25 protein-coding genes and 1 tRNA gene are annotated in these 25,928 nt (G+C 64.2%); 12 read left to right on the top strand and 14 right to left on the bottom strand.

Features of this window, described 5'->3' with window-relative positions:
- From moaC to F4Y38_11175, 5 genes are all read right to left on the bottom strand, one after another.
- The coding region (moaC, locus tag F4Y38_11155) for a cyclic pyranopterin monophosphate synthase MoaC (protein MXY49835.1) at positions 1 to 487 on the bottom strand (487 nt) is incomplete at its 3' end.
- Entirely contained in the window at positions 465 to 1,073 is a 609-nt protein-coding gene (locus tag F4Y38_11160) for an ECF transporter S component (protein MXY49836.1), read from the bottom strand. The genes moaC and F4Y38_11160, both read right to left, overlap by 23 nt.
- Before the next feature lie 9 nt (positions 1,074 to 1,082).
- Positions 1,083 to 1,505: a DUF420 domain-containing protein gene (locus tag F4Y38_11165; protein ID MXY49837.1), complete on the bottom strand. Its 423-nt coding sequence runs from the start codon at positions 1,503 to 1,505 to the stop codon at positions 1,083 to 1,085.
- 3 nt (positions 1,506 to 1,508) lie between these two features.
- Positions 1,509 to 2,354 (bottom strand): protoheme IX farnesyltransferase, encoded by an 846-nt coding sequence (cyoE, locus tag F4Y38_11170; protein ID MXY49838.1) that lies wholly within the window; start codon positions 2,352 to 2,354, stop codon positions 1,509 to 1,511.
- A 9-nt stretch (positions 2,355 to 2,363) separates the two neighbouring features.
- On the bottom strand, positions 2,364 to 2,861 hold the full coding sequence (locus tag F4Y38_11175; GenBank protein ID MXY49839.1) for a hypothetical protein: 498 nt from the start codon (positions 2,859 to 2,861) through the stop codon (positions 2,364 to 2,366).
- Positions 2,862 to 3,178: 317 nt separating this feature from the next.
- Here F4Y38_11175 and F4Y38_11180 point away from each other — a divergent pair, with 317 nt between their 5' ends.
- From F4Y38_11180 to F4Y38_11205, 6 genes are all read left to right on the top strand, one after another.
- Positions 3,179 to 4,177 carry an ROK family protein gene (locus F4Y38_11180; protein MXY49840.1) on the top strand — a complete coding sequence of 333 codons (999 nt, stop codon included), beginning with the start codon at positions 3,179 to 3,181 and terminating at the stop codon, positions 4,175 to 4,177.
- Between the two features lie 4 nt (positions 4,178 to 4,181).
- Positions 4,182 to 5,495 (top strand): M20/M25/M40 family metallo-hydrolase, encoded by a 1,314-nt coding sequence (locus F4Y38_11185; protein MXY49841.1) that lies wholly within the window; start codon positions 4,182 to 4,184, stop codon positions 5,493 to 5,495.
- Between the two features lie 22 nt (positions 5,496 to 5,517).
- Complete coding sequence (locus tag F4Y38_11190) at positions 5,518 to 6,480, top strand: NADPH:quinone reductase (protein MXY49842.1); 963 nt, start codon at positions 5,518 to 5,520, stop codon at positions 6,478 to 6,480.
- Positions 6,481 to 6,584: 104 nt separating this feature from the next.
- Positions 6,585 to 7,721: a transaldolase gene (gene tal, locus F4Y38_11195; GenBank protein MXY49843.1), complete on the top strand. Its 1,137-nt coding sequence runs from the start codon at positions 6,585 to 6,587 to the stop codon at positions 7,719 to 7,721.
- A gap of 23 nt (positions 7,722 to 7,744) precedes the next feature.
- Positions 7,745 to 8,725 (top strand): decarboxylating 6-phosphogluconate dehydrogenase, encoded by a 981-nt coding sequence (gene gnd, locus F4Y38_11200; GenBank protein MXY49844.1) that lies wholly within the window; start codon positions 7,745 to 7,747, stop codon positions 8,723 to 8,725.
- Entirely contained in the window at positions 8,722 to 9,375 is a 654-nt protein-coding gene (locus F4Y38_11205) for a ribulose-phosphate 3-epimerase (GenBank protein ID MXY49845.1), read from the top strand. The genes gnd and F4Y38_11205 overlap by 4 nt, the downstream gene beginning before the upstream one ends.
- Before the next feature lie 80 nt (positions 9,376 to 9,455).
- On the opposite strand, the gene F4Y38_11210 is transcribed toward F4Y38_11205, so the two are convergent.
- Positions 9,456 to 10,841, bottom strand: coding sequence for an MATE family efflux transporter (locus F4Y38_11210; GenBank protein ID MXY49846.1), 1,386 nt, complete (start codon positions 10,839 to 10,841; stop codon positions 9,456 to 9,458).
- Between F4Y38_11210 and F4Y38_11215 the strand changes: the two genes are divergently transcribed.
- On the top strand, positions 10,840 to 12,336 hold the full coding sequence (locus F4Y38_11215; protein ID MXY49847.1) for an ABC transporter substrate-binding protein: 1,497 nt from the start codon (positions 10,840 to 10,842) through the stop codon (positions 12,334 to 12,336). The genes F4Y38_11210 and F4Y38_11215 overlap by 2 nt on opposite strands.
- Positions 12,337 to 12,414: 78 nt before the next feature.
- Here F4Y38_11215 and F4Y38_11220 read toward each other — a convergent pair.
- The 4 genes from F4Y38_11220 to F4Y38_11235 all read right to left on the bottom strand — a co-directional run bounded on the left by F4Y38_11220 (position 12,415) and on the right by F4Y38_11235 (position 15,597).
- A tRNA-Glu gene (locus F4Y38_11220) sits at positions 12,415 to 12,489 on the bottom strand.
- A 57-nt stretch (positions 12,490 to 12,546) separates the two neighbouring features.
- Positions 12,547 to 13,788: a Gfo/Idh/MocA family oxidoreductase gene (locus F4Y38_11225; protein ID MXY49848.1), complete on the bottom strand. Its 1,242-nt coding sequence runs from the start codon at positions 13,786 to 13,788 to the stop codon at positions 12,547 to 12,549.
- Between the two features lie 31 nt (positions 13,789 to 13,819).
- Positions 13,820 to 14,548, bottom strand: coding sequence for an HAD-IA family hydrolase (locus F4Y38_11230; GenBank protein ID MXY49849.1), 729 nt, complete (start codon positions 14,546 to 14,548; stop codon positions 13,820 to 13,822).
- A 38-nt stretch (positions 14,549 to 14,586) separates the two neighbouring features.
- Positions 14,587 to 15,597: a C-terminal binding protein gene (locus F4Y38_11235; protein MXY49850.1), complete on the bottom strand. Its 1,011-nt coding sequence runs from the start codon at positions 15,595 to 15,597 to the stop codon at positions 14,587 to 14,589.
- Between the two features lie 412 nt (positions 15,598 to 16,009).
- Here F4Y38_11235 and F4Y38_11240 point away from each other — a divergent pair, with 412 nt between their 5' ends.
- From F4Y38_11240 to F4Y38_11260, 5 genes are read left to right on the top strand one after another with little or no spacing between them, the layout of a single operon-like run.
- Positions 16,010 to 17,200 (top strand): membrane dipeptidase, encoded by a 1,191-nt coding sequence (locus F4Y38_11240; protein MXY49851.1) that lies wholly within the window; start codon positions 16,010 to 16,012, stop codon positions 17,198 to 17,200.
- 3 nt (positions 17,201 to 17,203) lie between these two features.
- A complete protein-coding gene (larB, locus tag F4Y38_11245) occupies positions 17,204 to 17,956 on the top strand; it encodes a nickel pincer cofactor biosynthesis protein LarB (GenBank protein MXY49852.1) in 753 nt (250 codons plus the stop codon).
- A gap of 13 nt (positions 17,957 to 17,969) precedes the next feature.
- Positions 17,970 to 19,169, top strand: a complete 1,200-nt coding sequence (locus F4Y38_11250) for a LarC family nickel insertion protein (GenBank protein MXY49853.1) — start codon at positions 17,970 to 17,972, stop codon at positions 19,167 to 19,169.
- The gene (locus F4Y38_11255; GenBank protein MXY49854.1) at positions 19,166 to 20,965 is read left to right on the top strand and encodes an ATP-binding cassette domain-containing protein; all 1,800 of its coding nucleotides are present in this window, start codon (positions 19,166 to 19,168) and stop codon (positions 20,963 to 20,965) included. Before F4Y38_11250 ends, F4Y38_11255 begins: the two co-directional genes overlap by 4 nt.
- Positions 20,959 to 21,852 carry an amidohydrolase gene (locus F4Y38_11260; protein ID MXY49855.1) on the top strand — a complete coding sequence of 298 codons (894 nt, stop codon included), beginning with the start codon at positions 20,959 to 20,961 and terminating at the stop codon, positions 21,850 to 21,852. The genes F4Y38_11255 and F4Y38_11260 overlap by 7 nt, the downstream gene beginning before the upstream one ends.
- Before the next feature lie 63 nt (positions 21,853 to 21,915).
- Here the strand turns inward: F4Y38_11260 and F4Y38_11265 are convergent, their stop codons facing one another.
- The 4 genes from F4Y38_11265 to F4Y38_11280 all read right to left on the bottom strand — a co-directional run bounded on the left by F4Y38_11265 (position 21,916) and on the right by F4Y38_11280 (position 25,921).
- Positions 21,916 to 22,569 (bottom strand): OmpA family protein, encoded by a 654-nt coding sequence (locus tag F4Y38_11265; GenBank protein MXY49856.1) that lies wholly within the window; start codon positions 22,567 to 22,569, stop codon positions 21,916 to 21,918.
- A 267-nt stretch (positions 22,570 to 22,836) separates the two neighbouring features.
- Positions 22,837 to 23,478, bottom strand: coding sequence for a peptidoglycan-associated lipoprotein Pal (gene pal / locus F4Y38_11270; protein ID MXY49857.1), 642 nt, complete (start codon positions 23,476 to 23,478; stop codon positions 22,837 to 22,839).
- Between the two features lie 165 nt (positions 23,479 to 23,643).
- Positions 23,644 to 24,447 (bottom strand): tol-pal system protein YbgF, encoded by an 804-nt coding sequence (ybgF, locus tag F4Y38_11275; protein ID MXY49858.1) that lies wholly within the window; start codon positions 24,445 to 24,447, stop codon positions 23,644 to 23,646.
- A gap of 22 nt (positions 24,448 to 24,469) precedes the next feature.
- Complete coding sequence (locus tag F4Y38_11280) at positions 24,470 to 25,921, bottom strand: hypothetical protein (GenBank protein ID MXY49859.1); 1,452 nt, start codon at positions 25,919 to 25,921, stop codon at positions 24,470 to 24,472.
- Between the last annotated feature and the right edge of the window lie 7 nt (positions 25,922 to 25,928).

Consider the following 25,928-nt stretch of genomic DNA (forward strand, 5'->3'; position numbering starts at 1 on the left):
CCGGCCCCTCCCACCCCGGCCTTCTGAACTTGCCCGACCTGCCGCCTTCCTTCTCCACCAGCAGGATGGAGGCGATCTCCATGGTCCGGTCCACGGCCTTGCACATGTCGTAGAGGGTCAGGGCGGCCACGGAGACGGCCGTCAGGGCCTCCATTTCCACGCCGGTCCTGCCGGACGCGACGGCCGTGGCCAGGAGTCCGATCCTGCCCGCGTCCTCGTTCAGGGTGATGTCGATCTCCACGTGGGTCAGCGGGATGGGATGGCACATGGGGATGAGGTCGCCCGTCCGCTTGGCCGCCGAGATGCCCGCGATCTTCGCCGTGGTCAGCACGTCGCCCTTGCCCATCTCGTCGGCGGAGATCTTCCGGATCGTATCCGTCGCGGATCGGACTTCCCCGTAGGCCACAGCGCGCCTTTCCGTCACCGGTTTTTCCGTCACGTCCACCATGCGGACGCGTCCTTTTTCATCGAGGTGCGAGAGGTCCATAATCACTCCGTTTCAAGGCGTTTCTCAACAGGACGGACAGGGGCAGGGCCACCACGACCGCCACGCCGCCCTGAACCAGGTTGCCCGGTATCTCCGTCAGCGCGGCGATGCCGCCGAACAGGACCGATCCGGCCAGGTAGTAACCGGTAACCATCCAGGCGCCGCCCACCAGCACGGCTGCGAAGGCCGCGATCCGGCCCGGATGGCGACCGCCCCGGATGCCCCCAGCATCCGATGTGCCCCGTCCGCCCTGGTCGTCCAGTCCGCCCTCGGTGTCCCGACCGCCCCGCACGCCCCAGAACGCGATTGTTCCGACCAGGATCCCTTCGATCCCCTTGATGACGAGCGTCCAGGGCGCCCAGATGAAGTAGCCGCCCAGTGCGTCGGCCAGGGCGGAACCGACCCCGCCCGCGAGACCGCCGATGCGCCATCCGAAGACGAGGGCGAGGGTGAACAGCAGCCCGTCGCCGAGATTGATGTATCCCTGCGTGGCCGGATTGGGGATGCGTATGACAAAGGTCGCCAGCGTCACGAGCGCGATCGAGAGCGCGGCCAGCGTCAACCTGCGTACCGGAACAGCGGCCATATCAGGCACCTATCCTTGCCATTGGTACAGCATCAGGTACACCAGCACGCCGGTGACGGACACGTACAGCCAGATCGGCAGGGTCCACCGTGCCAGTGGCGCGTGGCGTTCGAAACGCCCCTTCAGCGCGTGGCGCAGCGTCAGCACGACCATGGGCACGATGGCCGTGGCCAGGATCGTGTGGCTGATGAGGATGGTGAAATAGACGTAACGTGTCCATCCCTCGCCGGTGAAGGGCGTGCTTCCGTGGTTGAAGTGGTAAATCAGATAGGTGGTGAGGAACAGAACAGACGCCGCGACCGCGCCCAGCATGCACGTCCTGTGCGCGGCGATGTTCCGTTTCCTGATGTTGATGTAGCCCGCGACCAGGAAAGCCGCGCTGGTCGAGTTCAGACAGGCGTTCACCAGGGGCAGGTCTGTGATCTCCAGCATGCGTTACACCTTGTCATAGGCCATCACGGAGAACTGGACCAGCAGGAACACCAGCGACGCAAAAAACAGGTTCCTTGCCGACGCCTGGGTCCGGGTCACGGTCAGGTGGATGGCGAAAGCGAGCAGTCCCAGTCCGGCCGCGAAAGCCGCGTAGAAATAGACGACCCCCGAGATGCCCAGTATGGTCGGGACCAGGCTGAAGGCGGTCAGGGCCAGGCAGTTGATCAGGATCTGCACGCTCGTGAACCGGCCGTCGGGATCGACTGCGGGCAGCAGCTGAAACCCGGCGCGGGCGTAGTCTTCGCGGAAGAGCCAGGCCAGCGCGAGGGCGTGGGGCATCTGCCAGAGAAAGAGGATGGCGAACAGGACGCCGGCCTCCAGCCCCAGTTCGTTTCGGGCGGCCGCCCAACCGGTCACCGGGGGCAACGCGCCCGGGACGGCGCCGAACACGGTCGACAGCGTAGTCCGGTGCTTGAGCGGCGTATAGAGAAACAGGTAGGTGACGGTGATCAGCGCGGTGACCGCGCAGCTCAGGACGTTGACCACCAGCGCCAGGTACAACAGGCCCGCCACCGTGATGGCCACGCCGAACCCGAGCGCCTGCGCGGGCCGCAACTTCCCGGCGGGGAGCGGACGCTTCCGGGTCCGCCGCATCATGGCGTCCCGGTCTCGCTCCATGAACTGGTTCAGGGCGAGTGTGCCCCCGGCCGCCAGGGCGGTTCCGGCCAGCGTGTGCAGCAAGCGCAGCCAGTCCACCGGCCCGTCGGACCCCAGGTAGAACCCGACGCAGGTGGTCAGCACCAGCATGATGACCAGGCCGGGCTTGGTCAGGGCGATGAAATCCTTCATGGGGCCGAATCAGACAGAGACGTTCATGGTCAGCAGGATCAGGCCCAGCAGCACCGCCGCCGCGAAGAGCACGGCGCCCACGATGCCCGAAGCCCTGGACTTGAACCCGATGCTGCCGTCTTCGAGGACCCGGGGTTCCAGGAGCCGGACCGCATGGTGCACGATCAACGCGATCACGATCAGCAGCTTGACGGTCATCAGGGCTTCGTAGCCCGGCGGAAGCAGCGGGTACAGCTCGGGCTGGGACGACATCGCCCGGGCGGCCACCCCATCCATGATCCGGTTGTACAGGCTGAACGAACCGCTCACGACCAGTATGACGATCGCCGTCCAGGATACCCGGCGGAATATGGCGCCGGTCCGGCGCATGATCTCCACGCGTTCCTCCGACGCCCTGCCCGACCGTAGCGCCGGGGTGAGCGCGACCAGGACGTAGAAGAAACCGCCCGCCCACAGTACGACGCCCAGTACATGCAGCCACATCCACAGAATCTTGGTGTCCAACATTTGCCGTCCTCCTCCCCTTCTCCCGGCGGGCCGTGGAACGGCCTTTAGGATCCGCGCGCCAAAGGCCAGAGCCGCCCAGGATGGGAAGCGGCCGTTTCGACTCCTGCAAAAATGCCCGGGCCGGACGGTCGCTGTCAATCAGTTTTTGGCGGACCGGAACGGCATCGAGGCCCGGCTGAAAGCAGTTGACACGACCCGCCCGCGGACTATAATAACTGCATGAATTTTGGATAGCCGGAAAGCGTCTGCGAAGCCCCGGGATTCATGCGCCGACCCGCGACGATGCCCAGCCAGGATGAACGCTTCGACCCGCGACTATGTCCCAGCCAGACCGGAACGCCCCGTACTTCCTGGGCCATGACATCGGCGGCACCAAGCTCGCCGTGACCGTCGCCGACCGGAACGGGAAGATCCTGCGCAAGATCCGGCGGCCGACCAAAGTCGATCGGGGTCCGAGGGCCGTGGTGGCGTCGCTGGTGGAAATGTCTCGCGAAGCCATGGCGCGCGCCGCGCTCTCCCCGGCGGAGCTGGTCGGCGTCGGCGTCAGTTGCGGCGGTCCCCTGGACACGGAAACCGGGGTGGTCTACGCACCGCCCAATCTGCCGGGCTGGGACGAGGTCCCGCTGAAGGCATGGCTGGAAAGCGCGCTTTCGCTGCCGGTTTTCGTCGAAAACGATGCCAACGCCAGTGCCCTGGCGGAGTGGTCTTTCGGGGCCGGGCGGGGCTGCCGGCACATGGTGTACATGACCATGAGCACTGGTATCGGCGGCGGCGTCATACTCGACGGCCGACTTTACCGCGGCCCGAACGACACGGCCGGCGAAGTGGGGCACATGACCATCGTCGATAACGGGCCGGCCTGCGGTTGCGGAAAGCGCGGCTGCCTGGAAGCCCTGTGTTCGGGGCCGTCGATCGCCAGGCGGGCCCGGGAGAAAGCGCAGAAGGTACCCGGTTCGATTATGGTCGATCTGGCCGGGGGCGATCCGGCAAGCATTACGGCGGAGGCCGTCATGGACGCGGCCAGGCAGGACGACCTGGCCGCCCGGGAAATCGTGGACGAGACGGCGCGGTACATGGCCGTCGGACTGGGGAACATCGTGAATGTCCTGAACCCGGAGGTCATCGTCATCGGAACCATCCTGGTCAAGGCGCAGGATCTGTTGTTGGAACCTATCCGCGCGTACCTCCGGCACGAAACCTGGCCGCGGGTCTACGACACGGTGCGGGTCGTGCCCGCCGGACTGGGAGACGAAGTAGGCGATCTCGCCGCTATCGCCGTGATCCGGCAGGCGGTACAATCCGAAGGGAGTATTTAGGGCATTGGACTGGAACGCGTTGGGGCGGGAAGCCGTACAACTGCTGGGCGAGTACCTGCGCATCGACACGACGAATCCCCCCGGGAACGAGGATCGCGCGACCGCCTTCCTCAGCCGCATCCTCTCCGAGGAAGGCATAGATTGCCAGGTTCACGAGTCCGCCCCGGGACGCTCCAATCTCTACGCGAGACTGGAAGGGGACGGTTCGAAGCGGGCCGTGGTGCTGCTGAGTCACAGCGACGTGGTACCCGCCGAACGCCGTTACTGGTCGGTCGATCCCTTCGGCGGCGAGGTCAGGGACGGTTACATCTGGGGGCGGGGCGCCCTCGACATGAAGAACCTGGGCATTGCGGAGCTGGTGGTCTTCCTCGCGCTGCATCGGAACCGATTTCCGTTGAAAAGGGACGTGATCTTTCTCGTCACCGCCGACGAAGAGGCCGGCGGATCGGCCGGCGCGCGGTGGATCACCCGGAACCGCCCGGAACTCGTCTCGGACGCGGAATTCCTGATCAACGAGAGCGGCAAGGGACGCCTGGAGAACGGCAGGGCCGTCTATTCCATCGACATCACCGAAAAGTCGCCCTGCTGGGTCCGCCTGGTCGCCCGCGGCGAACCCGGCCACGGCTCCCGTCCAAAGCCCCATTCCGCCGTGAACCGGCTCATCCGCGCCTTGAGCGCCATCATGGCGTACACGCCTCCTATCAAGGTGACGGACGCGGCCGAACGGTACTTCGAAGGCATCGCCCACCTGCAGAAAGAAGGATACCGCAAGCGATTCGCGAATATCCGGGAGTCCGTCCGGGACCGCCGTTTCCTGACGGACCTGCTGCGCAACCAGCATCACGCCGCGATTCTGCGCAATACCATCTCCATAACCATGTTGCAGGGCAGCGACAAAATCAATATCATACCTCAGGCGGCGACGGCCGAACTGGACTGCAGGCTGCTTCCGGGCGAAGAGCCCAGGCACTTCGTCCAGGAGCTGAAACAGGTGGTCGGAGACGACGGGATCGAAATCGAGACCATACTGAACTTCGGGAACACGTCATCGCCTTTCGATTCGCCCCTGGTCGAGACGGTTCGAGAGGTCGTTTCCCGGCACCACGAGCGCGCGGAGGTCGTACCGAACATTCTGTCCGGCTTCACGGACAGCCACTACTTCCGCGAGCTGGGGATCCACTGCTACGGCTTCATGCCCTTTATACTGATCGACGAAGAGCTCAGACGTATCCACGGCAACGACGAACGGATCTCCTTGGAGAACATGGAACGGGGTCCGAAAATCCTCTACGAAGTCATCGAAAAACTCTGCGGCTGATTTCAGCATCGAGGAGACGCAAATGGAAGCGATTCGCATTCACGAATTCGGCGGTCCCGAGGTAATGAATCTCGAAACCGGCGCGGATCTGCAGGCAGGTCCCGGACAGATCCTGGTCGACATACGGGCCGCCGGCGTGAACCCGGTGGACACCTACATCCGGGCGGGCACCTATGCCATGAAACCCGATCTGCCCTTCACTCCGGGCATGGACGGCGCCGGAACGGTCGCCGATGTGGGCGACGGCGGGGCCCATGTTTCCGTCGGAGACCGGGTGTACCTGGCCGGCACCCTTACCGGTTCCTATGCGTCGCAGGCCCTGTGCTCGCCCGACCAGGTGTATCCACTGCCCGGCAACGTTTCCTTCACGCAGGGCGCGGGGATATACGTCCCTTACGCGACGGCGTGGAGAGGGCTGTTCCAGCGTGCCGGGGGAAAGCCGGGCGAAACCGTCCTGGTGCACGGCGCGAGCGGCGGCGTGGGGACCGCGGCCGTACAGATGGCCCGGGCCGCGGGCATGACGGTCATCGGCACCGCCGGGTCGGAACAGGGCGCCGCGCTGGTGGAGGAACAGGGCGCCCATCACGTGGTGGACCACAACGTTCCCGGCTATACGGACAAGATCATGGAGCTCACCGGCGGCCTGGGCGTCGACGTGATCATGGAGATGCTGGCCAACGTCAATCTGGACAAGGACCTGAACATGCTGGCCTATGGCGGGCGGGTCGTCGTCATCGGCAACCGGGGCGTTATCGAGATCAATCCGAGGGACGCCATGGCGCGGGACGCCAGCATCCTCGGCATGGTCCTGCTGCTCGCGTCTCCAGAAGATCTGGTCGGCATCCACGCCGGAATGTTCGCCGGACTGCAAAACGGCACGCTCAACCCGGTGGTCGGTAAAGAGTTCCCGCTGGAAGACGCGGCGAAGGGCCATATCGCCGTCATGGAACCCGGCGCTTATGGAAAGATCGTACTGATACCCTGAAGTCCGCGGCACGGACCACGCGAAGTAAACGGCCGGAATGGGAAGAAAATGACGGTATCGGCCGCCGCACTTCACGCAACGGCCGACCGGTAAAGGAATTCGACATGGCAAATCCGCTCAACCTGCTCGAACGGCACGGCCAGAGCTTCTGGCTGGACAGCATCAGCCGGGAACTGATGTACTCCGGCCGGTTGAGGAAACTGATCGAGGAAGACGGCCTGAAAGGCATGACCTCGAACCCGGCCATCTTCGAGAAAGCCATTGCGGGAAGTACGGACTACGACGCCGATATCGAGCGGCTTGCGGCAGCGAACCGGACGGCTTTGGAGATCTATGAGATCCTGGCCATCTCGGATATCCGGGAAGCCGCCGACCACCTGGGCGGCGTATACGAAGCGACCGGCGGCGCCGACGGTTTCGTGAGCCTGGAGGTGTCCCCTGAACTGGCGGACGACACCGCGGGTACGATCGAGGAGGCCCGGCGGCTGTGGAAGGCCGTGGACCGCCCGAACGTCATGATCAAGGTGCCGGCGACGGAGGCCGGCGTACCGGCCGTGCGCCAACTGATCTGCGAAGGGCTGAACATCAACGTGACGCTGATGTTCTCGCGGGCAGTCTACGAGGCCGTGGCCGACGCCTATATCAGCGGGTTGGAGGACCGTCTTGTCGCGGGTGGAGACATCAGCGGCATAGCGAGCGTATCCAGCTTCTTCATCAGCCGCATCGACACCCTCGTCGACGCGTTGCTTGCCGAACGGGCGAAACGGGTCGGCGATCCCGGTGAACGGGCCGCGGTACTGGACCTGACCGGCCGAACGGCCATCGCAAACGGCAAGACGACCTACCAGCGGTACAAGACGATTTACGCGTCATCGCGCTGGTCCGCGCTGGCCGAACGGGGCGCGAGGAAGCAGCGGCTGCTGTGGGCCAGCACGAGCACCAAGAACCCCGAGTACCGGGACGTGCTGTACGTCGAGGAACTGATCGGAAAGAACACCATCAACACCCTGCCCGATGAAACGCTTGTTGCTTTCCGCGATCACGGGCACCTGGCCGATACCCTCGAGGCCGGTATCGACGAAGCCTGGTCGATCATGGCCGGTGTGGGAAAAGCCGGGATTTCGATGGACCGGGTCGCGGAGCAACTCGTCGAAGAAGGGGTGCAGAAATTCGTGGATCCCTTCGTGAAGCTGATCGAAGCCATCGAACGGAAACGGCTGCAGCCGGTCCGCCTCGCCTGATCGCCGGTTTCGGGGAGCATCGAATGCAACTGGGCATGGTCGGACTCGGCCGGATGGGTGGCAACATGACGCGGCGGCTGTTGCGCGGCGGTCACGAAGTCGTCGTTTACGACCACAGCGGCGAAGCGGTCGGTCAGGCGGAGCAAGCAGGCGCCGTGGGCACCTCGTCGCTGCGCGGTCTCGTGACCGCGCTCCACCCGCCGCGTTCGGTCTGGGTCATGGTCCCGGCCGGCGACGCCACGGAACGGGCCGTCAATGAACTGTCCGGACTGTTGTCTCCGGGCGATACCGTCATCGACGGAGGGAACACCTACTTCAAGGACGACGTGACCCGATCGGAACGGCTGTCCGCCAGGGGCCTGCACTATGTCGACGTGGGTACGAGCGGCGGCGTATGGGGCCTCGAGCGGGGGTATTGCATGACCATCGGGGGCCCCGCGGAGATCGTCGAGCGCCTGGACCCGTTGTTCGATACGCTGGCGCCCGGTCCCGGGCAAGACGCCGGCGACGCTTTCCTCTCGACGGCCCGCAGGGGCTACGTGCACGTGGGACCGGCAGGCGCGGGACACTTCGTCAAGATGATCCACAACGGAATCGAATACGGCATGATGCAGGCCTTTGCCGAAGGGCTGGAAATCCTGCGCGAATCGGGTTCCGACCGCGTGGATCCGCGTCATCGGTACGACCTGGACCTGCATGACATCGCCGAAGTCTGGCGCCACGGAAGTGTGGTCGGTTCCTGGCTGCTCGACCTCCTGGAGATCGCGTTGCGGGAAGACCGGGACCTGTCCGCCTACTCCGGTTACGTGCAGGATTCGGGCGAGGGCCGGTGGACGGTGCAGACGGCCATCGAGGAAGACGTGCCCGCCCACGTGCTCACGGCTTCGCTCTTCACGCGGTTCCAGTCGCGGCAGGAGCAATCCTACGCCATGCGGGTGCTTTCCGCCCTTCGACACCAGTTCGGCGGTCACGTGGAGCAGAAGAAAAGCGGGGGAGGGCCATGATCCAGATCGCTCCATCCATCCTGTCGGCGGATTTCACCCGCCTGGCCGATGAGGTCCGTACCGTGGAGCGCGCGGGCGCGGACCGGATCCATATCGACGTCATGGACGGACGGTTCGTCCCGAACATCTCCATGGGCCCCTTCATCGTCGAGGCCATCGACTCGCTGACGGAACTGCCCCTGGAAGCCCACCTGATGATCGAGGAACCGGACCGGTACATCGACGCCTTCATGGAAGCCGGAGCCGACGTGATCATCGTGCACCAGGAGAATACGGCCCACCTGCACCGCGTGGTGCAGTCCGTACGGGAGCGGGGCAAACAGGCCGGCGTGGCCCTGAACCCGGCGACACCCGCCCAGGTTCTCGACGGGATCATCGACGATCTCGACCTCGTCCTGGTCATGTCCGTCAACCCGGGTTTCTCAGGCCAGCGGTTCATCCCATCCGTCCTCCCGAAGATCCGCGAGATCCGAAAGACCCTGGCGGACCGGGAGATCGCGTGCGACCTGGAGGTGGACGGCGGCGTGAATGCCGATACCGCGCCGACCGCCGCGTCCGCGGGCGCGAACGTCCTGGTGGCCGCCACGGCCGTGTTCAAGCATCCGGACGGCGCCGCCGAAGGCATCCGAACGCTGCGCGGCCGGGACTGACCTCCGGGATTCGGACCGCGACGTCGACCGCGGTACTGGCCTGCGCCCCCGGACACCGCATCGCCCTCAGAACACCGCCCTCAGACCACTGCCCTTTTCCAGGTCCCCTTGAAGAAGCGCCTGAGCGTGAGCAGGCCCTGCAGCACCGCCGCGGCGAGCCAGGCGATCCAGATGCCTGTAACGTCCAGTCCAAGCGGGAAGGCGAGGACGTAGGAGAACACGAGCATGATGCCCCACTGGGAGAAGAGCGTGTAGTACAGCGATGGACGGGTCTCGCCGCCGCCGGCCAGCACGCCGCTGGCCACGATGGACAGCGCGGAAAAGACCTGGGCGATGGCGAAGAAGCGCAGCATGACCGAACTGATGCCCAGGACCGTCTCGTCCGTCGTGAATACGGCCGCGATCCCCTGGGCGAAAATCCAGATCAAGAACGAGCCGGCCCCGATCACGATCATGCAGAGCAGGATCGTCTGCCCGCCGTACTGCCCGGCCGACCGGACCTGCCGGCCACCCAGCCGCTGCCCCACCAGGGAGGTCGCCGCGACCGAGAAGGCCAGGGCGGGCATAATCGCGAAGAGACGTATCTGGAAACCCACGGTCAGCGCCGCTATGGCGGCCGTGGGACGGCTTACGCCCGATATGACGCGGTACAGGAGCACGCGCGCGCCGTTGCGGAAGAAGCCGGACGCGCCGGAGGGCAGGCCGATGTCGAGCATGCGGGACATGATGGTCCAGTCCGGTTTGATGCGCCAGTTCCTCGAGAGACGCACCTGGCCGTGGCCCCGGACCAGGATCGCCAGCCCGATGACACATCCCGCCAGCCGGGAGATGATCATGCCCACGGCCGCGCCGGCGACGCCCAGCGCGGGCACTACCCAGGCGCCGAAGATAAACGCGTAGGAGGTCACGCATTTCACGATGATGACGATTACGGAGATCTTCAGCGGCGTGCGGGTGTCGCCCACGCCGCCGAAGATGGCGCTCATCACGTAGTTGAGAATCATGAAGACCATGCCGGCGAAGTAGAGCCTCAGGAAGAGCATGCCGTGGGTAATGACCTCTTCCGGGGCGCCGAGCAGGACCAGCGCGGGCCGCGTGAGCACGATACTGACGGCGGCAAGACCCAGGGCCAGGTAGGTGCCCATCAGGATCGCCTGCTGGCCGGTCCGGCTCACGTCGCCGTGCCTGCCCGCCCCGTAGTACTGGGCCACCAGCGTCCGCGTCCCCCCGGTGATCGAAATGGCCATGACCATGACGATGAACACGATCTGCCGGCTCATTCCGATGGCGGAGATCGCCGCGGGACCCAGGAATCCCACGAAGTAGATGTCTACGAGACCTTCTGTGGCGTCGATCAGCGAAGCGACAACGACGGGCCAGGCAATGGCCCAGACGTGACGGAGGACCTGGGAAGGCGGGACCTCGTTGTCAGCCGGTTTCGGGGAATCGGCGGTATGGTCGGGCATGGGATGGAATGTATCCTGCCGGCGGCGAACCGGCAAGGCAATTCAGCCGGTGCCCGATGTCACCCAAGTTGTTGATGGCGCAATAGATAAGAAAAGGGATGACAGCGAAATCGGTACGCAGTATATCTACATGGTCACGGATTCGAAACCCGCAACTGGACATGGACATACCCGACGGAATGCGCCGCGATGCGCGGGAGGCATGAAGATGCATGGAATGCGAGGATCGATTTTCTCCTGGGGACCCTGGCTGTCGATTGTCCTGATGATCTCCTTTCTGTTATCGTGCGGCAGCGAGGATCCGGTATCGCCCGAGCCGCCGGAACCGCCTGAGCCGGTCGATCAACCCGCGCTGAAAATCGGGCTGTTGATCGATCTGTCGGCAGGAGGTTCGGAACACGGCGTCCTCATGCGGCGGGGATTCGAAATGGCGATCGAACATGTCAACGAGGTGGGTGTGCTCGGGGAACCGGTCGAAGGCGTGGTGGCCGATACGGAGTTGGACGCCGAAACCGCGGTATCCGAGGCAATGGACCTTATCGAGGACAAAGGGGTCCACGGGATCGTGGGCGCCTGGGCGAGTTCCTCGACGCTTGCCGTCGTGGACGAAGTGGTCGCGGATGCCGGCATTCCAATGATCTCTCCGGCCTCTTCTTCTCCCATGCTCACGACCGCCATGGATAACGATTTCCTGTTTCGCACCACGCTGTCCGATCTCGACCAGGGGCCGGTCCTCGCGAAGATCACGCTGGAATCGGGATACGGCAACGTGGGCATGATCTACCGGGACGACGTCTGGGGCCGGGGTATCGCGGACGCATTCGAGCATGCCTGGGAGGGCAAGCTCATCCGGGTCGCGGCGGATCCCGAAAAGACGACCCTCGTGGCGGAGCTCAGAGAAAGCAAGGGCGTCCTTGAAGACACGCAGGCACTGATCGTCCTTGCCTTTCAACCCCAGCAGGAAACCATCGTGCGCGAAGCGCTGGATCTCGGCCTCTACGATGTGTTTGTCTTCGGTCCCACCGGACGCAGCCTGGACCTGATCCGGTCAATCGGTCCCGAGCACCTCGCCGGAATGATCGGCACTTCGCCCGGCTCCGCGCAGGACACGCCCTCGGCGCTTGCCTGGGATAACGGGTACAACAGCCTCTACGGCAGCAACCCTCCGCCTTTCCCCTACGTGAAACAGACCTATGACGCAACCGTGGCGCTGGCCCTGGCGGCCCAGGCGGCGGGCAGGCTGGAAGGAGCGGCCATCCGGGACCAGCTGCGAACGATCGGAAGGCCGCCCGGCGAACTCGTGATTGCCGAGGCGGGCAGCATCGCGAACGGGTTGCGCGTCCTGGCCGACGGCGGCACAATCAACTACGAAGGCGCGGCCATGCCTCTGGACTGGGACGAGAACGGCGATCTTGCCACGGGTTTCGTCGCGGTCTGGCAATTCACCCAGACCGGGACCATCGAAGTCATCCGGGTCGTTCCCTTCGACCATTGACTCCGGCGGATGGCACAACAAGCGAAAAGGGGACTGCGCATGCACGCAACCCCCTCTGCCATTTCCGGTTATGTGATATGACCCCAACGGGATTTGAACCCGTGTTGCCGCCGTGAAAGGGCGGTGTCCTTGGCCAGGCTAGACGATGGGGTCGCGTTCCTCCAGAGCCGTCCTAAAATACCCGACGGACCCTCGAAACGCAAGCCTTTTTTACCCTTCGTAACCCATATCCTTCCATAGGCGCAGGGCGTACGGGACGTGCTCCGGATCCGGCTCGCGACGGCCCAGAATGCTGGGCGGAGGCTGGCCCGGTCCGGCATGTTTCGGCCAGGGCGACCAGTGGTCGTTTTCCCAGGGTTTCCGGGCGGTCTCGTCCCTGAAATCGGGCACGTCGAAGGGACGGCCGTCCTCCAGCGCGCTCCTCCAGGCCAGGATGCCCACCGACGACATGGCCACGCCGCGGTACACGTCCAGGAATGGCTGTACGCCCGAACGGATGGCCCGGGCGAAATGGAAACTGGTCCAGAAGTCGCCGCCGCCGTGGCCGGCCTTGCGGGCGAGATCGCCGTGCTCCGGCCAGTCCGGCTTGTAGACCCGCTCCGCTTCCTGGCCGGGTTCCAGGTGCCACGGCTCATGCCACACCCGCACCTCTCCCGGTCCGAAGTACCCCGGTCCCCGGGTGATCTCCATGGCGCCGCGCTCTCCGTGCAGGCGGTACCAGTTGCTGTGGCCGGGCAGGCCGAGTCCGAAGAGCCGGAAGACCGCGCCGTTGTCCATGCGGCAGAGGATGACGGACCCGGGATCTCCCCTCCTGAGGGTGAGGGTGCGCTCGGGCCGGGCGATGGCCAGGGCGTTCACGCCGACCGGCCGCGTGTCGGTGATATATACCAGGGGCGCGAGGGCGTGGGTGCAGTAGTAGGTGGAGGGGATCCACGCCCGCCAGTGGTCGAATCCCGGTGAAATGCGCAGGCTCGCGTCCCGGGACATGGGGTGGTTGTATTCTCCCTCGGCGTAAGTGACTTCGCCGATCTCTCCCTCGCGGTAGAGCCTGTGCATTTCCTGGTTGAACACGGTGTAGGGGTAATTCTCGGCCAGCATGTAGATCCGGCCGGACGCCTCCACGGCTCGACAGAGGGCGACGCCCTCCGCCAGCGTGCCGTTGCAGGCGGTCTCGCTCATGACGTGCTTGCCCGCCCGAAGGGCCTTTACGGCAAACGGCGCGTGTTCGTGGAAGTAGTTGGCCAGGACCACGGCGTCCATGTCATGGGCGAGGAATGCGTCGTAATCGGTGTACGCGGCGACGGAAAGTTCGCCGGCCAACTCGTGCAACCGCTCCTCCCAGATATCGCACAGCGCGACGAGTTCCATGCCCACGGCGCCGGACGCGCTCTGTGCGAAACTCTTCCCGCGTCCCACGCCGACCACGCCGACGCGGATCGGTTGGTTGCTCATGGTTCGTCCTCGTTCACGACGCGTCCCCGAATCATGCTATGCCCAGCAGCCCGGGGACGTCCGTCAGCTGCCGGATGGAGGGCAGGCGATAGCGGCCGTACTTCTCGTACCGGTCGATGAGCAGGGCGTCCAGGCCGACGCGTTCGGCAGGCAGGATGTCCTCCTCCGGATAGTCCCCGATGTAGAGAATCCGGTCGACCGGTGCTTCCGCGCGATCTATGGCCATGCGGAAGATCCGCTCGTCGGGCTTTTCGCAACCCGCTACGGCGGAAACCACGAGAAAGGAGAAGTACCGGTCCAGGTCATGCCGCTTGAGCACGAGGGAGAGGTGTTCCGACCAGTTCGAAAGCACGCCGAGGCGCACGCCGCGGTCCTTCAGTTTTTCCAGCGTGGGCCGGACGTCGCCGTACACCTCGAGATACCTGCCGTCCTGAAACCGGTCGTAGTACTGCTGCAACCCGGGCACCAGGTCGCCCTCGATACCCGCCGTATCGAAGACGTGGGCGTAGAGATCGACAAAGTACCGCCGCGTCTGCTCCGGCGTGCTCATGCGGCCGTCGCGCTTGTGGAACCGGGGTTCCTCCATGGCCTTTGAAAGCGCCGCCTTTACCTGTTCGAGCGTGATCGCGGCGCCGAGTTCACCGGCCGCGACGACGAAGAACTCCTCGAAGAAATCGGGGGAATCCCGGCCGAACAGCGTACCCGCCGCGTCGAAGATCACGGTGTCGTAGAACATGGCGGATCCAGACCTTCGCCCCATTGCGTGTCCGACGCCAGTCACCGACGCCGTTCACCCGTTTACTCGGCGGGCATGCCCCATTTTTCGGCGGCGAGCGGCTTCACGGCGGGATTTACGAGGCCGTCTTCGGGCCACTGGCCGCTGAGGATGGTGACCAGTTGCCTGCCGGCCTTTTTAAAACGCTCTACGCCGCCCCTTTCCGACGCCGAAGCGTAGTGCGGCGTGAGGACCACCTGCTCCATCGACCGCAGCGGATTGTCCGGGGCGGGCGGTTCCTGTTCCTGCACGTCCAGCCCCGCGCCGGCGAGCCACCCTTCCCGCAGAGCCCGGATCAGCGCCTTCTCGTCCACGACCTTGCCCCGGCCCGTGTTGATGAAGTAGGCGGAAGGCTTCATGTTCCGGAAATCCCGCTCCCCGATGAGATGATAGGTTCCCGGTCCCAGGGGCACGTGGCAGGAGACGAAGTCCGATTCCCTGAACAGCGTTTCCTGGTCCACCATGGTCACGCCCCAGTGGTCGGCGTCGGCCTGGGTGACGAAGGGGTCGCAGGCGATGACGCGGAGATCGAATCCGGCGGCGATCTTCGCCATGGCCCGACCGATGTTCCCGAAGGAAACCAGGCCGAGGGTCTGGTCGTACAGCGGCTGGATGGTGCCGCGGCTGACGGGAGTACCCGCCATCATGGACCGGTTGATAATCATCAGCCGCCGGGCGCAGGCAAGCAGCAGCATCATGGCGTGCTGGGCGACTTCCCGTTCGAATACCCGCTGTATGTTGTAGACGATGATGCCCCGTTCCGTGGCCGCCTCCACGTCAATGAAATCCACGCCGATCCCACCTGCGCCGACCACGCGGATGCGCTCGGGCAGTTGCGCCACGACCTCTCTGTTATACGTGAGCCCGCCCTGGGTGAACCCGTCCACGTCCCGGGCTTCCTCGAGCATCTCATCGAGGGTGCTGTAGGGCCGGATCTTGAGCTCGGCGCCAATGGTTTTCAATTCGTCGCGTATGTATTGATTGGGACCGGGGTTATCCGGGTTTCCAGGCGAAAGTATGGTGAAACCGGCCATGCGGACTCCTTCGGATGGGGATATCGAGTGATTGCGACCAGTGAAAAGTAAACCGGGGCAGCGGGATTGGCAATATGAGAATTCGATGGTGGTTCGAGGCGAGTCCGATTCCGTCCGGGCAAGACATCGCGGACCCCGAAGCCTGCGGGATTCCCCAGGCCGGATCGCCCAAATATCCCTTGCCCTGACCCGAATATCGTTGATTTTAGAGGAGACCGGCTACATGAGGACTGCATCCACATTTCTAGTTGCAAATGCCTTCCATCTCGGGAATCCGATCTGCTGCCTGTTACCGCCAGAAACCAGATATGAATGGCTTCACCCCGGAGGAACCATGTATCCCTTCGCTCTGCTCCTGACCAGCATCTGTTTCATCGCGCTGACCGCCGCGTGCGCTCCGGCTGCAGCACCCATGCCTGAAGATCCCGTCGAACGCGCGAAGGCACTGCACGCGAAGGTCCCGCTGATCGACGGGCACAACGACCTGCCCTGGCAGATCCGCAGGAACGCGAACCGGGACGTATGGTCGATCGATATCGACCAGCCCCAGCCCGATTTCCATACCGACATCCCCCGTCTGCGCGAGGGCATGCTGGGAGCCCAGTTCTGGTCGGTCTACGTACCCGCGTCCATGCAGGGCAAGGAGGCGACGCGTGCCACCATGGAAGAAATCGACATCGTGTACGAGATGATCGAGCGGTACCCGGACACGTTTCAGCTGGCCACCACGGCCGACGAAGTGGAAGCAGCCTTCGCGGCCGGCAGGATCGCCTCCATGATGGGCATTGAAGGCGGCCATTCCATCGATTCATCCCTGGGCGCGCTCCGCATGTTCCACAAGCTGGGCGTCGGCTACATGACGCTGACCCATAGCCGCAACATACCGTGGGCCGATTCGGCCACGGACACCGTAGGAGTCGACGGGCTGTCGGAATTCGGGAAAGAAGTGGTCCGGGAAATGAACCGCCTGGGCATGCTGGTGGACCTGTCCCACGTTTCCCCGGCGACCATGGGGGACGCCCTGGACGTGACAGAGGCCCCGGTCATCTTCAGCCATTCCTCCTCCTTCGCCATGTGCAACCACGTGCGCAACGTCCCCGACGACATCCTGCTAAGCCTGGCCGAAAACAACGGCGTGATCATGGTCACCTTCGTCCCGGGCTACATCTCGGAAGAAACGCGCCTGCACGGCGTGAAGCGCAACGAGGAACGCGATCGGCTCGCGGCGATGCCGGAGGCCACGGATGAATCGGTGGCGGAAGGCATAGCCGCCTGGAACGAGGCCAATCCCACGCCGCCCGCCACCCTCGCCCAGGTGGCCGACCATATCGACTACATCCGGCAGGTGATCGGTATCGACTATATCGGCATTGGCGGGGATTACGACGGCATTTCCTCGTTACCGGTGGGACTGGAGGACGTCTCTACCTATCCCATGCTGACGGCCGAACTGGTCCGGCGGGGATATTCGGACGAGGACATCATGAAGATCCTCGGACGCAATGTGCTGCGCGTGATGCGCGAAGCGGAAGCGGTGGCAGCCCGTCTGCAGCAGGAGCGCCATGCCTCGGGCGCACGCATCGAAGTCCTGGACGGTGAATAGCCCGTGAACGAATCGCAGATCAAAGCGTTGCTCGAACAGGTCCGATCGGGGGAACTGCCGGTGGACGAGGCTTCCACGCGGCTGCGATCCATGCCATTCGAGGACCTCGGGTTCGCGCGGGTGGACCACCACAGGGCGCTGCGATGCGGGTTTCCCGAGGTGATCTTCTGCCAGGGAAAGACCGAAGAACAGGTAGCCGCGATCGCGGAGCGCATCGTCGCCTCGGGCAGCGACCTGCTCGCCACGCGGGCGACCCCGGCCATGCACGAAGCCGTGACGGCGCGGTGTGCTTCGGCAGAATACCACCATGCGGCCCGGACGATCGTGATCCAGGATGACTGGCAGGACCGGGGCATCGGCGAGGTCCTAGTCGTCTCTGCGGGTACGAGCGACATCCCCGTGGCCGAAGAAGCCGCGGTGACCGCCCGGGTCCTGGGCAACCGGGTCGAACGCGTCTTCGACGTGGGCGTGGCCGGCATTCACCGCCTGTTTTCCCATCGAGAGGCCATCATGAACGCATCGGTGCTCATCGTCGTGGCGGGCATGGAAGGCGCCCTGCCCAGCGTGGTCGGGGGGATGGTCTCCCGGCCGGTAATCGCCGTGCCGACCAGCGTGGGATACGGAGCGAGCTTCCACGGATTGGCGGCACTCCTGGCCATGCTGAACAGCTGCGCTTCGGGCGTCACGGTGGTGAATATCGACGGTGGGTTCAACGCCGGTTACGCTGCGGGCCTCATCAACCGGAAGCACGAATAGGACGGTGGGGCCAATGGCGGTGACGGATCCAATGGCGGTGGCGGGTTATTTCGACCAGTTATCCGGCTTCGGCGCGGACATGCTGCTCGGGGCGCTGATCGACGCGGGTTCGGACCGCGAGGAGATCGAAGCGGCCTTGAAACGCCACCATGGCGTGGACTGCGAGATCAACGTCACCAGGGAGCGGGGCGGCGGGACGCAGGTGACGTACGCCTCCCTGTCCTGCGTCGAGGCGACCGTTCCCGAAACCTACCGGGCCATCCCGGATGGGGGAGCGGGCACGCCGGCCGGCACGCTCTTAGGCCGTGTAACGGGCCACCTCGAGCAGAAGGTAAACGAACTCTGGGGGGCACAGGACCAGGCGCCGGACCTCACACCGGGCCACGCGCCGCCGGTGGAAACACTGGGCGGCCGCCACGCGGCAGTGCGCATCCTCGTCCTCTGCAACGCCCTGCATCTTCTCGGGATCGATGCCCTCTACCACGAGGCGCTGCCCTTCGCCGCGGGCATCGATGCCACGCCTCCCCTGCTCGCCGCCCTGATGCGGGGCGTAACCGTACGGCCCGTCGACCACGCACCCGTCGACCTGGCGGGATGCGCCGTGCTGACCGCGCTTTCCGCGGGATCGATGCACGGGTCCGGCTTTACGCTGCGGTCGGTGGGCTGTGGGGGCAACGACACCGACCGTGGTGATGGAAACAGGGTACGGCTCTGCCTGGGGGAAGTCGCCCACATGGAGGGTATTGCCCAGGCCATCGACCGTGAGACCGTGCAGGTCCTGGAAACGCAGATCGACGATATGAATCCGCAGTTCTACGGCCATGTCCTGGACCTGCTGCTCGATGCCGGCGCACTGGACGCCTTTCTCACGCCCGTAATCATGAAAAAAAGCAGGCCGGGCGTGCTTCTAACCGTGCTGGCGCCAATCGCCCAGGCCGGCAGGCTGACCGAGTTGATTCTCAAGGAAACGACAACCATCGGTCTCAGAAGCTACCCCGTCACCCGGAGCGTGCTACCCCGTCGCGAGGCCAGGGCGGAGACCCCCTTCGGCGCGATTCGGATTAAAGTCGTTCGGCAGGGGAACGCCACACGGTACACCCCCGAATACGAGGACTGTCATCAAGCCGCGCTGAAGGGGGGTATCCCCCTCGCCGAGGTGTACGCGGCCGTCCACGAGGCCGCCGGCCGCATGGACCTGGACAGTCTGCTGTGATCGTCGCCGAAGATGTATCCTTCAGCTACCATCTCCCGTCGGGGAACGAGGTTCCGACGCTGAAGGGCTTGTCCCTGGAGATCAGCGATTCCGGAAGTCTGGCCGTGATCGGACCCAACGGTTCGGGCAAGAGCACGCTCGCCCGTTGCCTGAACGGATTGATCGTGCCCCGGTCCGGCCGGATCCTGGTGGACGGCCTGGACACGGCGGATCCGGAGAACAAGTGGCCGGTCCATCAACGGGCCGGCATGATATTCCAGAACCCGGACAATCAACTGGTCTCCACCACGGTGGAACGGGAAGTGGCCTTTGGACTGGAAAACATCGGCCTGCCTTCCCCGGAGATCCACGACCGCGTCGCGTGGGCCCTCAACCGGTTCAACCTGGAAAAGTACCGCCATTACCCTCCCCACCGGCTTTCCGGCGGCGAGAAGCAGCGCCTGGCCATCGCCGCCGTGGCGTCCATGCGTCCCCGCTACCTCATTTGCGACGAGCCCACCTCGTCGCTGGACCCGGGAGACCGGCGGGACATACTCGGCCTGCTCCTGTCGATCGTGGACGAATACCGGTTGAGCGTGGTCTTCATTACGCAGTCGCCCGAGGAAGCCGTCCGGATGGACCGCATCGCGCTGGTGGTGGACGGGGACGTCGCCGCCGAGGGAACGCCGGAGGAGGTATACCGGGAATCCGGCCGGCTCGCGGCGCACGGGCTCGACGCGCCGCTGGCCACACGGCTGGCGGACGCCCTGCGCACGCGCGGCGTCGCGGTGCCGGCCGGCATCGTCCATCCGAAGCCCCTGGTACAGTGGCTGGCCGACAGGGCATCCGAGTCACCCAGCGCGCCCGAGTCGCCCAGAGCATCCGAGTCACCCAGCGCGCCCGTGTCACCAACCACGCCGCCCATTATCGCTTTCGACCGGGTGTGCCATACCTACTCCCCCGGCACTTCCCTGGAGATCCCCGCCCTGCGCGATGTGAGCACCCTGGTGTTCCCCGGGGAATGCGTCGCGCTGACCGGGCCGAACGGTTCAGGAAAGTCCACGATGATTCAGCATCTCAATAGTTTGCTGAAGGCGGATTCGGGCACGGTTCGGGTCGAGGGGGCGGATGTATCGTCCCCGGAGACCGACTTGCGGAAGCTGCGTCAGAAAGTGGGACTGGTCTTTCAGTTCCCCGAGGCCCAGTTGTTCGAGGAAACCGTATTCGACGACGTGGCCTTCGGTCCCCGGCAAACGGGCGTTGCAGCATCGGAAATTACGGAAATGGTCAACCGGGCGCTCGAGCGGGTCGGCCTGGATCCCGGCCGTTTCTCACACCGGCATCCCCTGTCGCTGAGCGGCGGGGAAAAACGCCGGGCCGCAATTGCCGGGATCCTGGCCATGGAGCCTTCCGTCCTCGCACTCGACGAGCCTACGTCCGGACTCGATCCGCAGAGCGTACGGCAAGTAGAGGCGATTTTCAGGGGCTGCAAGGCAAAAGGGACGACCCTTTTCCTGATCACCCATGACATGGACCTGATCTCCCGCCTGGCGGACCGGATCCTGGTCATGGAAAACGGCGGCATCGCGGCGGATACCACGCCGGTCCACCTGTTCGGGCGGCAGCACGGCGTCGACGCGCGGCCGCGGGGACGGCCCGGACGACCCGGGCTGTGCGACCTGCTGGCCGCCGTCTGCGAAGCCGGGATCCCCGTCGATCCCGCCTGTTTCGACCTGGAAGAAGCCGCGGACATGATCCGCGCGTGCGTATTCGACGACAACCATCACGCCAGCCCCGGGGAAAGCCATCCATGCTAGTCGACATCCATACCAACCTGATGTGGTACCCTGACCATATGTCCGATGAGTTCGTGGAATTCGCCTACGCCGCCAAGAAGGCCAAGATGCGGCTGTCCGAGGACGTGTACTACGCCGGCCACGAGGACCGGTACAAGAATGCCTTCGATTCCACGCCCGAAACGCTGCTGAAGGCGACCGAAGACTGCGACAGGGTGGTAGTGTTCGGTCTGAAAGCGCCCTACTGCGGGGTGGACGTGCCCCAGGAACTCGTCGCCGGCTTCGTGGCGGAACACGCGGACCGGTTCATCGGATGGTGTTCCGTCGACCCGAACGACGAAGACGCCGTCGAACAACTCGAATACAACGTCGACGTGCTCGGTCTGCGCGGACTGAAGGTCGCGCCGATCTACCAGCACTTCGATCCGCAGGACCCGGCCCATCTTCCCCTGTTCAAGAAGGCGGAAGCGCTGGACATCCCCGTGATCTGGCACCAGGGCACTTCCTTCGTGCGGCCGGGCCCGCTCAAGTGGGCCAATCCGATACAACTGGAGGACATCGCGGTGGCCTGCCCGGACCTCCGGATGATGATCGCCCACATGGGGCATCCGTGGGAGGACGAATGCGTGGTGCTGATCCGGAAGCATCCGAATCTCTACGCGGACATATCGGCCCTGCACTACCGTCCGCTTCGCCATTACATGGCTTTCATGTCCGCCCTGGAGTACGGCGTGGAGCACAAGCTGATCTTCGGTTCCGACTTTCCCTCCGCCACGCCGGCGCAGGTCATAGCCGGCCAGTGGAAGGTAAACGACGTCGTACGGAATACGTCCCTGCCCGTATTTCCGGAAGAGGCCATCCACAACATGATCTATGAAAACTGGAAACCGTTTCTCGGGGAGCCATAAAAAAACAGGGGCGACCTGATTGGCCGCCCCTGCCTGTAACGTTACGGGTGATGCGGGGAAAACCTACTGGCGCTTCAACTCCACGCGCCGGTTCTGCGCCAGGGCGCTCTCGTCGCTGCCCATGACCGCCTGCCGCTCTTCACCCAAACTGACGGTTTCGATGCGGTCTTCCGCCACGCCGGCATTCACGAGGTACGCCTTGACCGCCTGTGCGCGCCGTTCACCCAGCGCCAGGTTGTATTCGATCGTGCCCCGTACATCGGTGTGGCCCTCGACCACCACCCTGTCTTCGGGCTGGTATTCTTGCAGCTTGCGGACGTTTTCGTCCATGACCGAACGCTGGTCCTCCCGGACGTCCGACCGGTCGTAATTGAAGTAGATGGTGGCCAGGGACATCATCTCCTGGTGCAGGGCTTCGGCCTCGGCGGCCCTTCGGGCTTCCTCTTCGGCCATGCGCCGGGCTTCCGCCTCGACCGCCAGACGGGCTTCCTCCTCGGCTATGCGCCGGGCTTCCGCCTCGGCCGCCAGGCGGGCTTCCTCTTCAGCTTGTACTGCCCTGATCGAATCCGCGATCGCCTGTTGACGCGCCGCCTCCATCGCGGCCAGTTCCTCCGCGGAAGGTCCCCGGGTAACGGCGCAGCAGGCGCCCATCCACACGGGCGCGGCAACCAGCACACAGAGCGCCAGGGCCGATGCCGTATTGCTCCATCGCTTCATGCAGAACTCCTTTCCCACTAAGTTGGCGTTTCTTCCAGTATTTATCCGGAGGGTCTGGCCCTTTTCCGCTTAACATCTGTTCCATCCTGAGCGGAAAAGTATATGTATTTCTGCTCCATCTTTCAATGTTTTTTTACAATACGCCGGTCTGTCCCATGCATCCACGTGACTTATTAAAACGGGAAACTGTTTCCCGGGGACAGACGAAAAAGGGGCGACCATAGGGCCGCCCCAGTCCTGCTTCGGTACGGGTGAAACCTATAACGCTTACTTGCGCTTCAACTCGGCGCGCCGGTTCTGCGACCAGGCGCTTTCGTCGCCGCCCATGACCGCCGGCTGCTCTTCACCGTAACTTACGGTCTCGATGCGGCCATCCTCCACGCCGGCATCCGTGAGGTACGTCTTGACCGCCTGGGCACGCTGCTCTCCCAGCGCCAGGTTGTATTCGATCGTACCCCGTTCATCGCAGTGGCCCTCGACCACCACCATGTCTTCGGGCTGGTACTCCCGCAATTTGCGGGCGTTCTCGTCCAGGGCCGAACGCTGGTCTTCCCGGATGTTCGACATGTCGTAATCGAAGTAGATGGTGGACAGGGACATCATCTCCTGGTGCCGGGCTTCGGCAGCCCTGCGGGCTTCCTCTTCGGCCGCGAGACGGGCTGCTTCCTCGGCCGCGAGACGGGCTTCTTCCTCGGCCATGCGCCGGGCTTCTTCCTCGGCCGCGAGACGGGCTTCCTCTTCAGCGCGTACCGCTCTGAGTGAATCCGCTATGGCCTGTTGACGCGCGGCTTCCATCGCGGCCAGTTCCTCCGCGGAAGGGCCCCTGGCACAAGCGGCACCCATCCACGCGGGAGCGGTGACCATCACACAGAGCGCCAGGATCGAATACGTGCTACGCCATCTTTTCATTACAGCACTCCTTTCACATGGGTGCGTTACTCATCCATCACTGAGTGACAGGTATATGGACACATGCTCGACTTCACCGTATTTTTGCGATGCGTGGATCAAACGGCACATCCACAGTTAAAATCCCCATTTGTTTGTGAAAGTAAAGCGAAAAGTCCGTCCTTCTCAGTCTTCCGGCATCAGATCCAGTCTCATCCTCGCGAGCTGGGCCTCCTCCGCATCGGGAAATTCACCGATTACCCGTTCCAGGTAGGACCGCGCCTCGGACGGTTCCTTCCGGGCCACCTTGATGAAGGCGATTTTCAACAGGGTGGCCGGCACCTTGTTCCCATCCGGATACGTGTCCAACAGCATCTCGTAGGCATCGAGCGCCTGGGTGTACAGGCTCTGGGTATAGTAGCTGTCGCCGATATAGAACTGCGCGTCGTCGGCCAGGTCCGAATCCGGGAAGTACTCGATGTACTGGGTAAACTGCCGGACCGCCACGTCGTAGCTGCCCCGCTGGTAATCCCTCAGCGCCAGGTCGTACAGTTCGCCCGGATCGTAGGACATGTTTTGTGCCGCGGACGTATCCGGACTCGCCGGCGCGCTCAGCTGGACCTGAAGGCTCTCCAGCCTGCGCACCAGGGCCGAAAACTGGCGGTCGCTTTCCGTGATGCGCGTGGTAAGGATCTGCAACTGGCTTTCGAGGGCGCCGACCCGCTGCCCCATATCCGCCCGCATGCGCAGCAACTCGTCCATCTGGTCCCGTACGAGGGCTTCCAGCCGCACGATGTCCACTTTCAGGGAGTCTATGTCCGCCTGAAGGGCGACCTCCTCGCGCAAGACCTGCATCTGTGCCCGCAGATGCGTCGTGTCGTTCTTCAGGTTGGTCAGGTCGGACTGGACGCCGCATGCGCCGGTAACGACCAGGACGAAAATTGCCGGCAGCAGGCACCGGCCTGGGGGTTTCAGGAACCTTTCCTTCATTTACGCTCGATCCGCTTCGATTTCATTCGGGCCTGGGTCCCCAGCCGGGTTGCCGGTTGTTGCCCTCCGTGATGACGGGATGGACGTCGGTTCCGTTCCAGGACATCCGGTAGATTTGGTACACACCGCTGCGGGCGCGGTCGGAACTGAAGAGAATATGCAGTCCGTCCGGGGACCAGGTCGGGTTCACGTTGTCTCCTTCCGGTCCGCGGACGCCCGTGAGTTTCACCAGGTTGCTGCCGTTGACGTCGCAGGTGTAGATATTGAATACCCGCCGGGATCCTCCCCGCCTCCCCTGCGCCAGATCACCGCCCACGAAGGCGATGCGGTCGCCCCGCGGGGACCACGCCGGCGATCCGTTGTAACCGCCCTCGAAGGTGATGCGATGATCGTTCGAGCCATCTATATTTATAACGTACAGGTGCTTCTGTGTCAATCGGTCCGACATGTAGACCAACTGGTCGCCCCGCGGTGACCAGGATGGTGAAACGTTGATCCCGTAACCGGTCGCCAGCGGTACCAGACCGCTCCCGTCCAGCGTGCTGATGAACAGCCTGGAAATCCCCTCCGTGACCAGGCTCAGGACCAGGTGGCGCCCGTCCGGCGACCAACGCGGCGAAAGCACCGTTCTCCCCCTGAAAGCGACCTTGCTGGTCTCCCCGCTCTGCAGGTCGAGGATATACAGTTCGTGGGGGCCGTCCCGGTAGGACGTGTAGGCGATCCTGGTGCCGTCCGGCGACCAGTTCGGCGAATATTTCCGTGCGCCGTCCCGGGTCAGCTGGCGGACGTTGAAACCGTCGTAGTCCGAGATGTACAGTTCCGGGGCGCCGCTGCGCTGGGAAATAAAGACGACGCGGGTCTGGGCGGTGCCCCGGTCCCCGGTCAGCTGGAACACGATATCGTCGGCCATGAGATGCACGATCCGCCTCAGGGTAAGGTCGAAGGCGGCGTACCCCTTTTCCATGATCGTCCGCCGGGTGCCCAGGTCGGTAAGACGCACGGAGATTTCCACCCGGGATCCCGATACTTCGTACGTTCCCGACACCATGACCTGTACGGACAGCTTGCGAAGCAGCTCGAGGTCCACCTCTCCGGCGGCGTCCAGAAACACGTAGGTGGTGTCGCCGGCGCTGCCCGTCAGCACCGGGGCGCCATCGTCCGATCCGGGCCGGGCCGGGATGGAAAGGTCCCGCACGGCGAATACGCCGGAGAACGACAGGTCGCGCATCAGCACCAGGTTGACGGTGTCCTGCACGGCGGCGTCGAAGGCCGTTCCGTCCCTGGGGACAAAGGGCTTGAAGGCGATCGGGATGCGGGGGGAGACGCGGGCTTGCACGCTGAGATTGACCTCGTCCTGGCCCGACGCGGACCGCGCGCCGAGCAGGGACACGACGCAGGCCGCCAGCAGGATCCTCAACGTCCAGGCACTCCGCTGTTTTCTCATTTCAGGCCTTCCGTGCTGTAATCCATTCATGGCAACA

Source organism: Gemmatimonadota bacterium, assembly GCA_009838645.1.
GTDB lineage: Bacteria > JAAXHH01 > JAAXHH01 > JAAXHH01 > JAAXHH01 > JAAXHH01.

Bases quoted from the DNA above. Each gene is read 5' to 3' on its own strand.
- F4Y38_11260 (MXY49855.1), top strand. From the start codon at position 20,959: ATGCTAGTCGACATCCATACCAACCTGATGTGGTACCCTGACCATATG.
- F4Y38_11265 (MXY49856.1), bottom strand. From the start codon at position 22,569: ATGAAGCGATGGAGCAATACGGCATCGGCCCTGGCGCTCTGTGTGCTG.
- F4Y38_11175 (MXY49839.1), bottom strand. From the start codon at position 2,861: ATGTTGGACACCAAGATTCTGTGGATGTGGCTGCATGTACTGGGCGTC.
- F4Y38_11190 (MXY49842.1), top strand. From the start codon at position 5,518: ATGGAAGCGATTCGCATTCACGAATTCGGCGGTCCCGAGGTAATGAAT.
- F4Y38_11205 (MXY49845.1), top strand. From the start codon at position 8,722: ATGATCCAGATCGCTCCATCCATCCTGTCGGCGGATTTCACCCGCCTG.
- gnd (MXY49844.1), top strand. From the start codon at position 7,745: ATGCAACTGGGCATGGTCGGACTCGGCCGGATGGGTGGCAACATGACG.
- F4Y38_11235 (MXY49850.1), bottom strand. From the start codon at position 15,597: ATGGCCGGTTTCACCATACTTTCGCCTGGAAACCCGGATAACCCCGGT.
- ybgF (MXY49858.1), bottom strand. From the start codon at position 24,447: ATGAAGGAAAGGTTCCTGAAACCCCCAGGCCGGTGCCTGCTGCCGGCA.
- F4Y38_11230 (MXY49849.1), bottom strand. From the start codon at position 14,548: ATGGGGCGAAGGTCTGGATCCGCCATGTTCTACGACACCGTGATCTTC.
- F4Y38_11160 (MXY49836.1), bottom strand. From the start codon at position 1,073: ATGGCCGCTGTTCCGGTACGCAGGTTGACGCTGGCCGCGCTCTCGATC.
- F4Y38_11180 (MXY49840.1), top strand. From the start codon at position 3,179: ATGTCCCAGCCAGACCGGAACGCCCCGTACTTCCTGGGCCATGACATC.
- cyoE (MXY49838.1), bottom strand. From the start codon at position 2,354: ATGAAGGATTTCATCGCCCTGACCAAGCCCGGCCTGGTCATCATGCTG.
- F4Y38_11240 (MXY49851.1), top strand. From the start codon at position 16,010: ATGCCTGAAGATCCCGTCGAACGCGCGAAGGCACTGCACGCGAAGGTC.
- F4Y38_11210 (MXY49846.1), bottom strand. From the start codon at position 10,841: ATGCCCGACCATACCGCCGATTCCCCGAAACCGGCTGACAACGAGGTC.
- F4Y38_11250 (MXY49853.1), top strand. From the start codon at position 17,970: ATGGCGGTGACGGATCCAATGGCGGTGGCGGGTTATTTCGACCAGTTA.
- tal (MXY49843.1), top strand. From the start codon at position 6,585: ATGGCAAATCCGCTCAACCTGCTCGAACGGCACGGCCAGAGCTTCTGG.
- F4Y38_11215 (MXY49847.1), top strand. From the start codon at position 10,840: ATGGGATGGAATGTATCCTGCCGGCGGCGAACCGGCAAGGCAATTCAG.
- F4Y38_11225 (MXY49848.1), bottom strand. From the start codon at position 13,788: ATGAGCAACCAACCGATCCGCGTCGGCGTGGTCGGCGTGGGACGCGGG.
- F4Y38_11280 (MXY49859.1), bottom strand. From the start codon at position 25,921: ATGAATGGATTACAGCACGGAAGGCCTGAAATGAGAAAACAGCGGAGT.
- F4Y38_11165 (MXY49837.1), bottom strand. From the start codon at position 1,505: ATGCTGGAGATCACAGACCTGCCCCTGGTGAACGCCTGTCTGAACTCG.
- pal (MXY49857.1), bottom strand. From the start codon at position 23,478: ATGAAAAGATGGCGTAGCACGTATTCGATCCTGGCGCTCTGTGTGATG.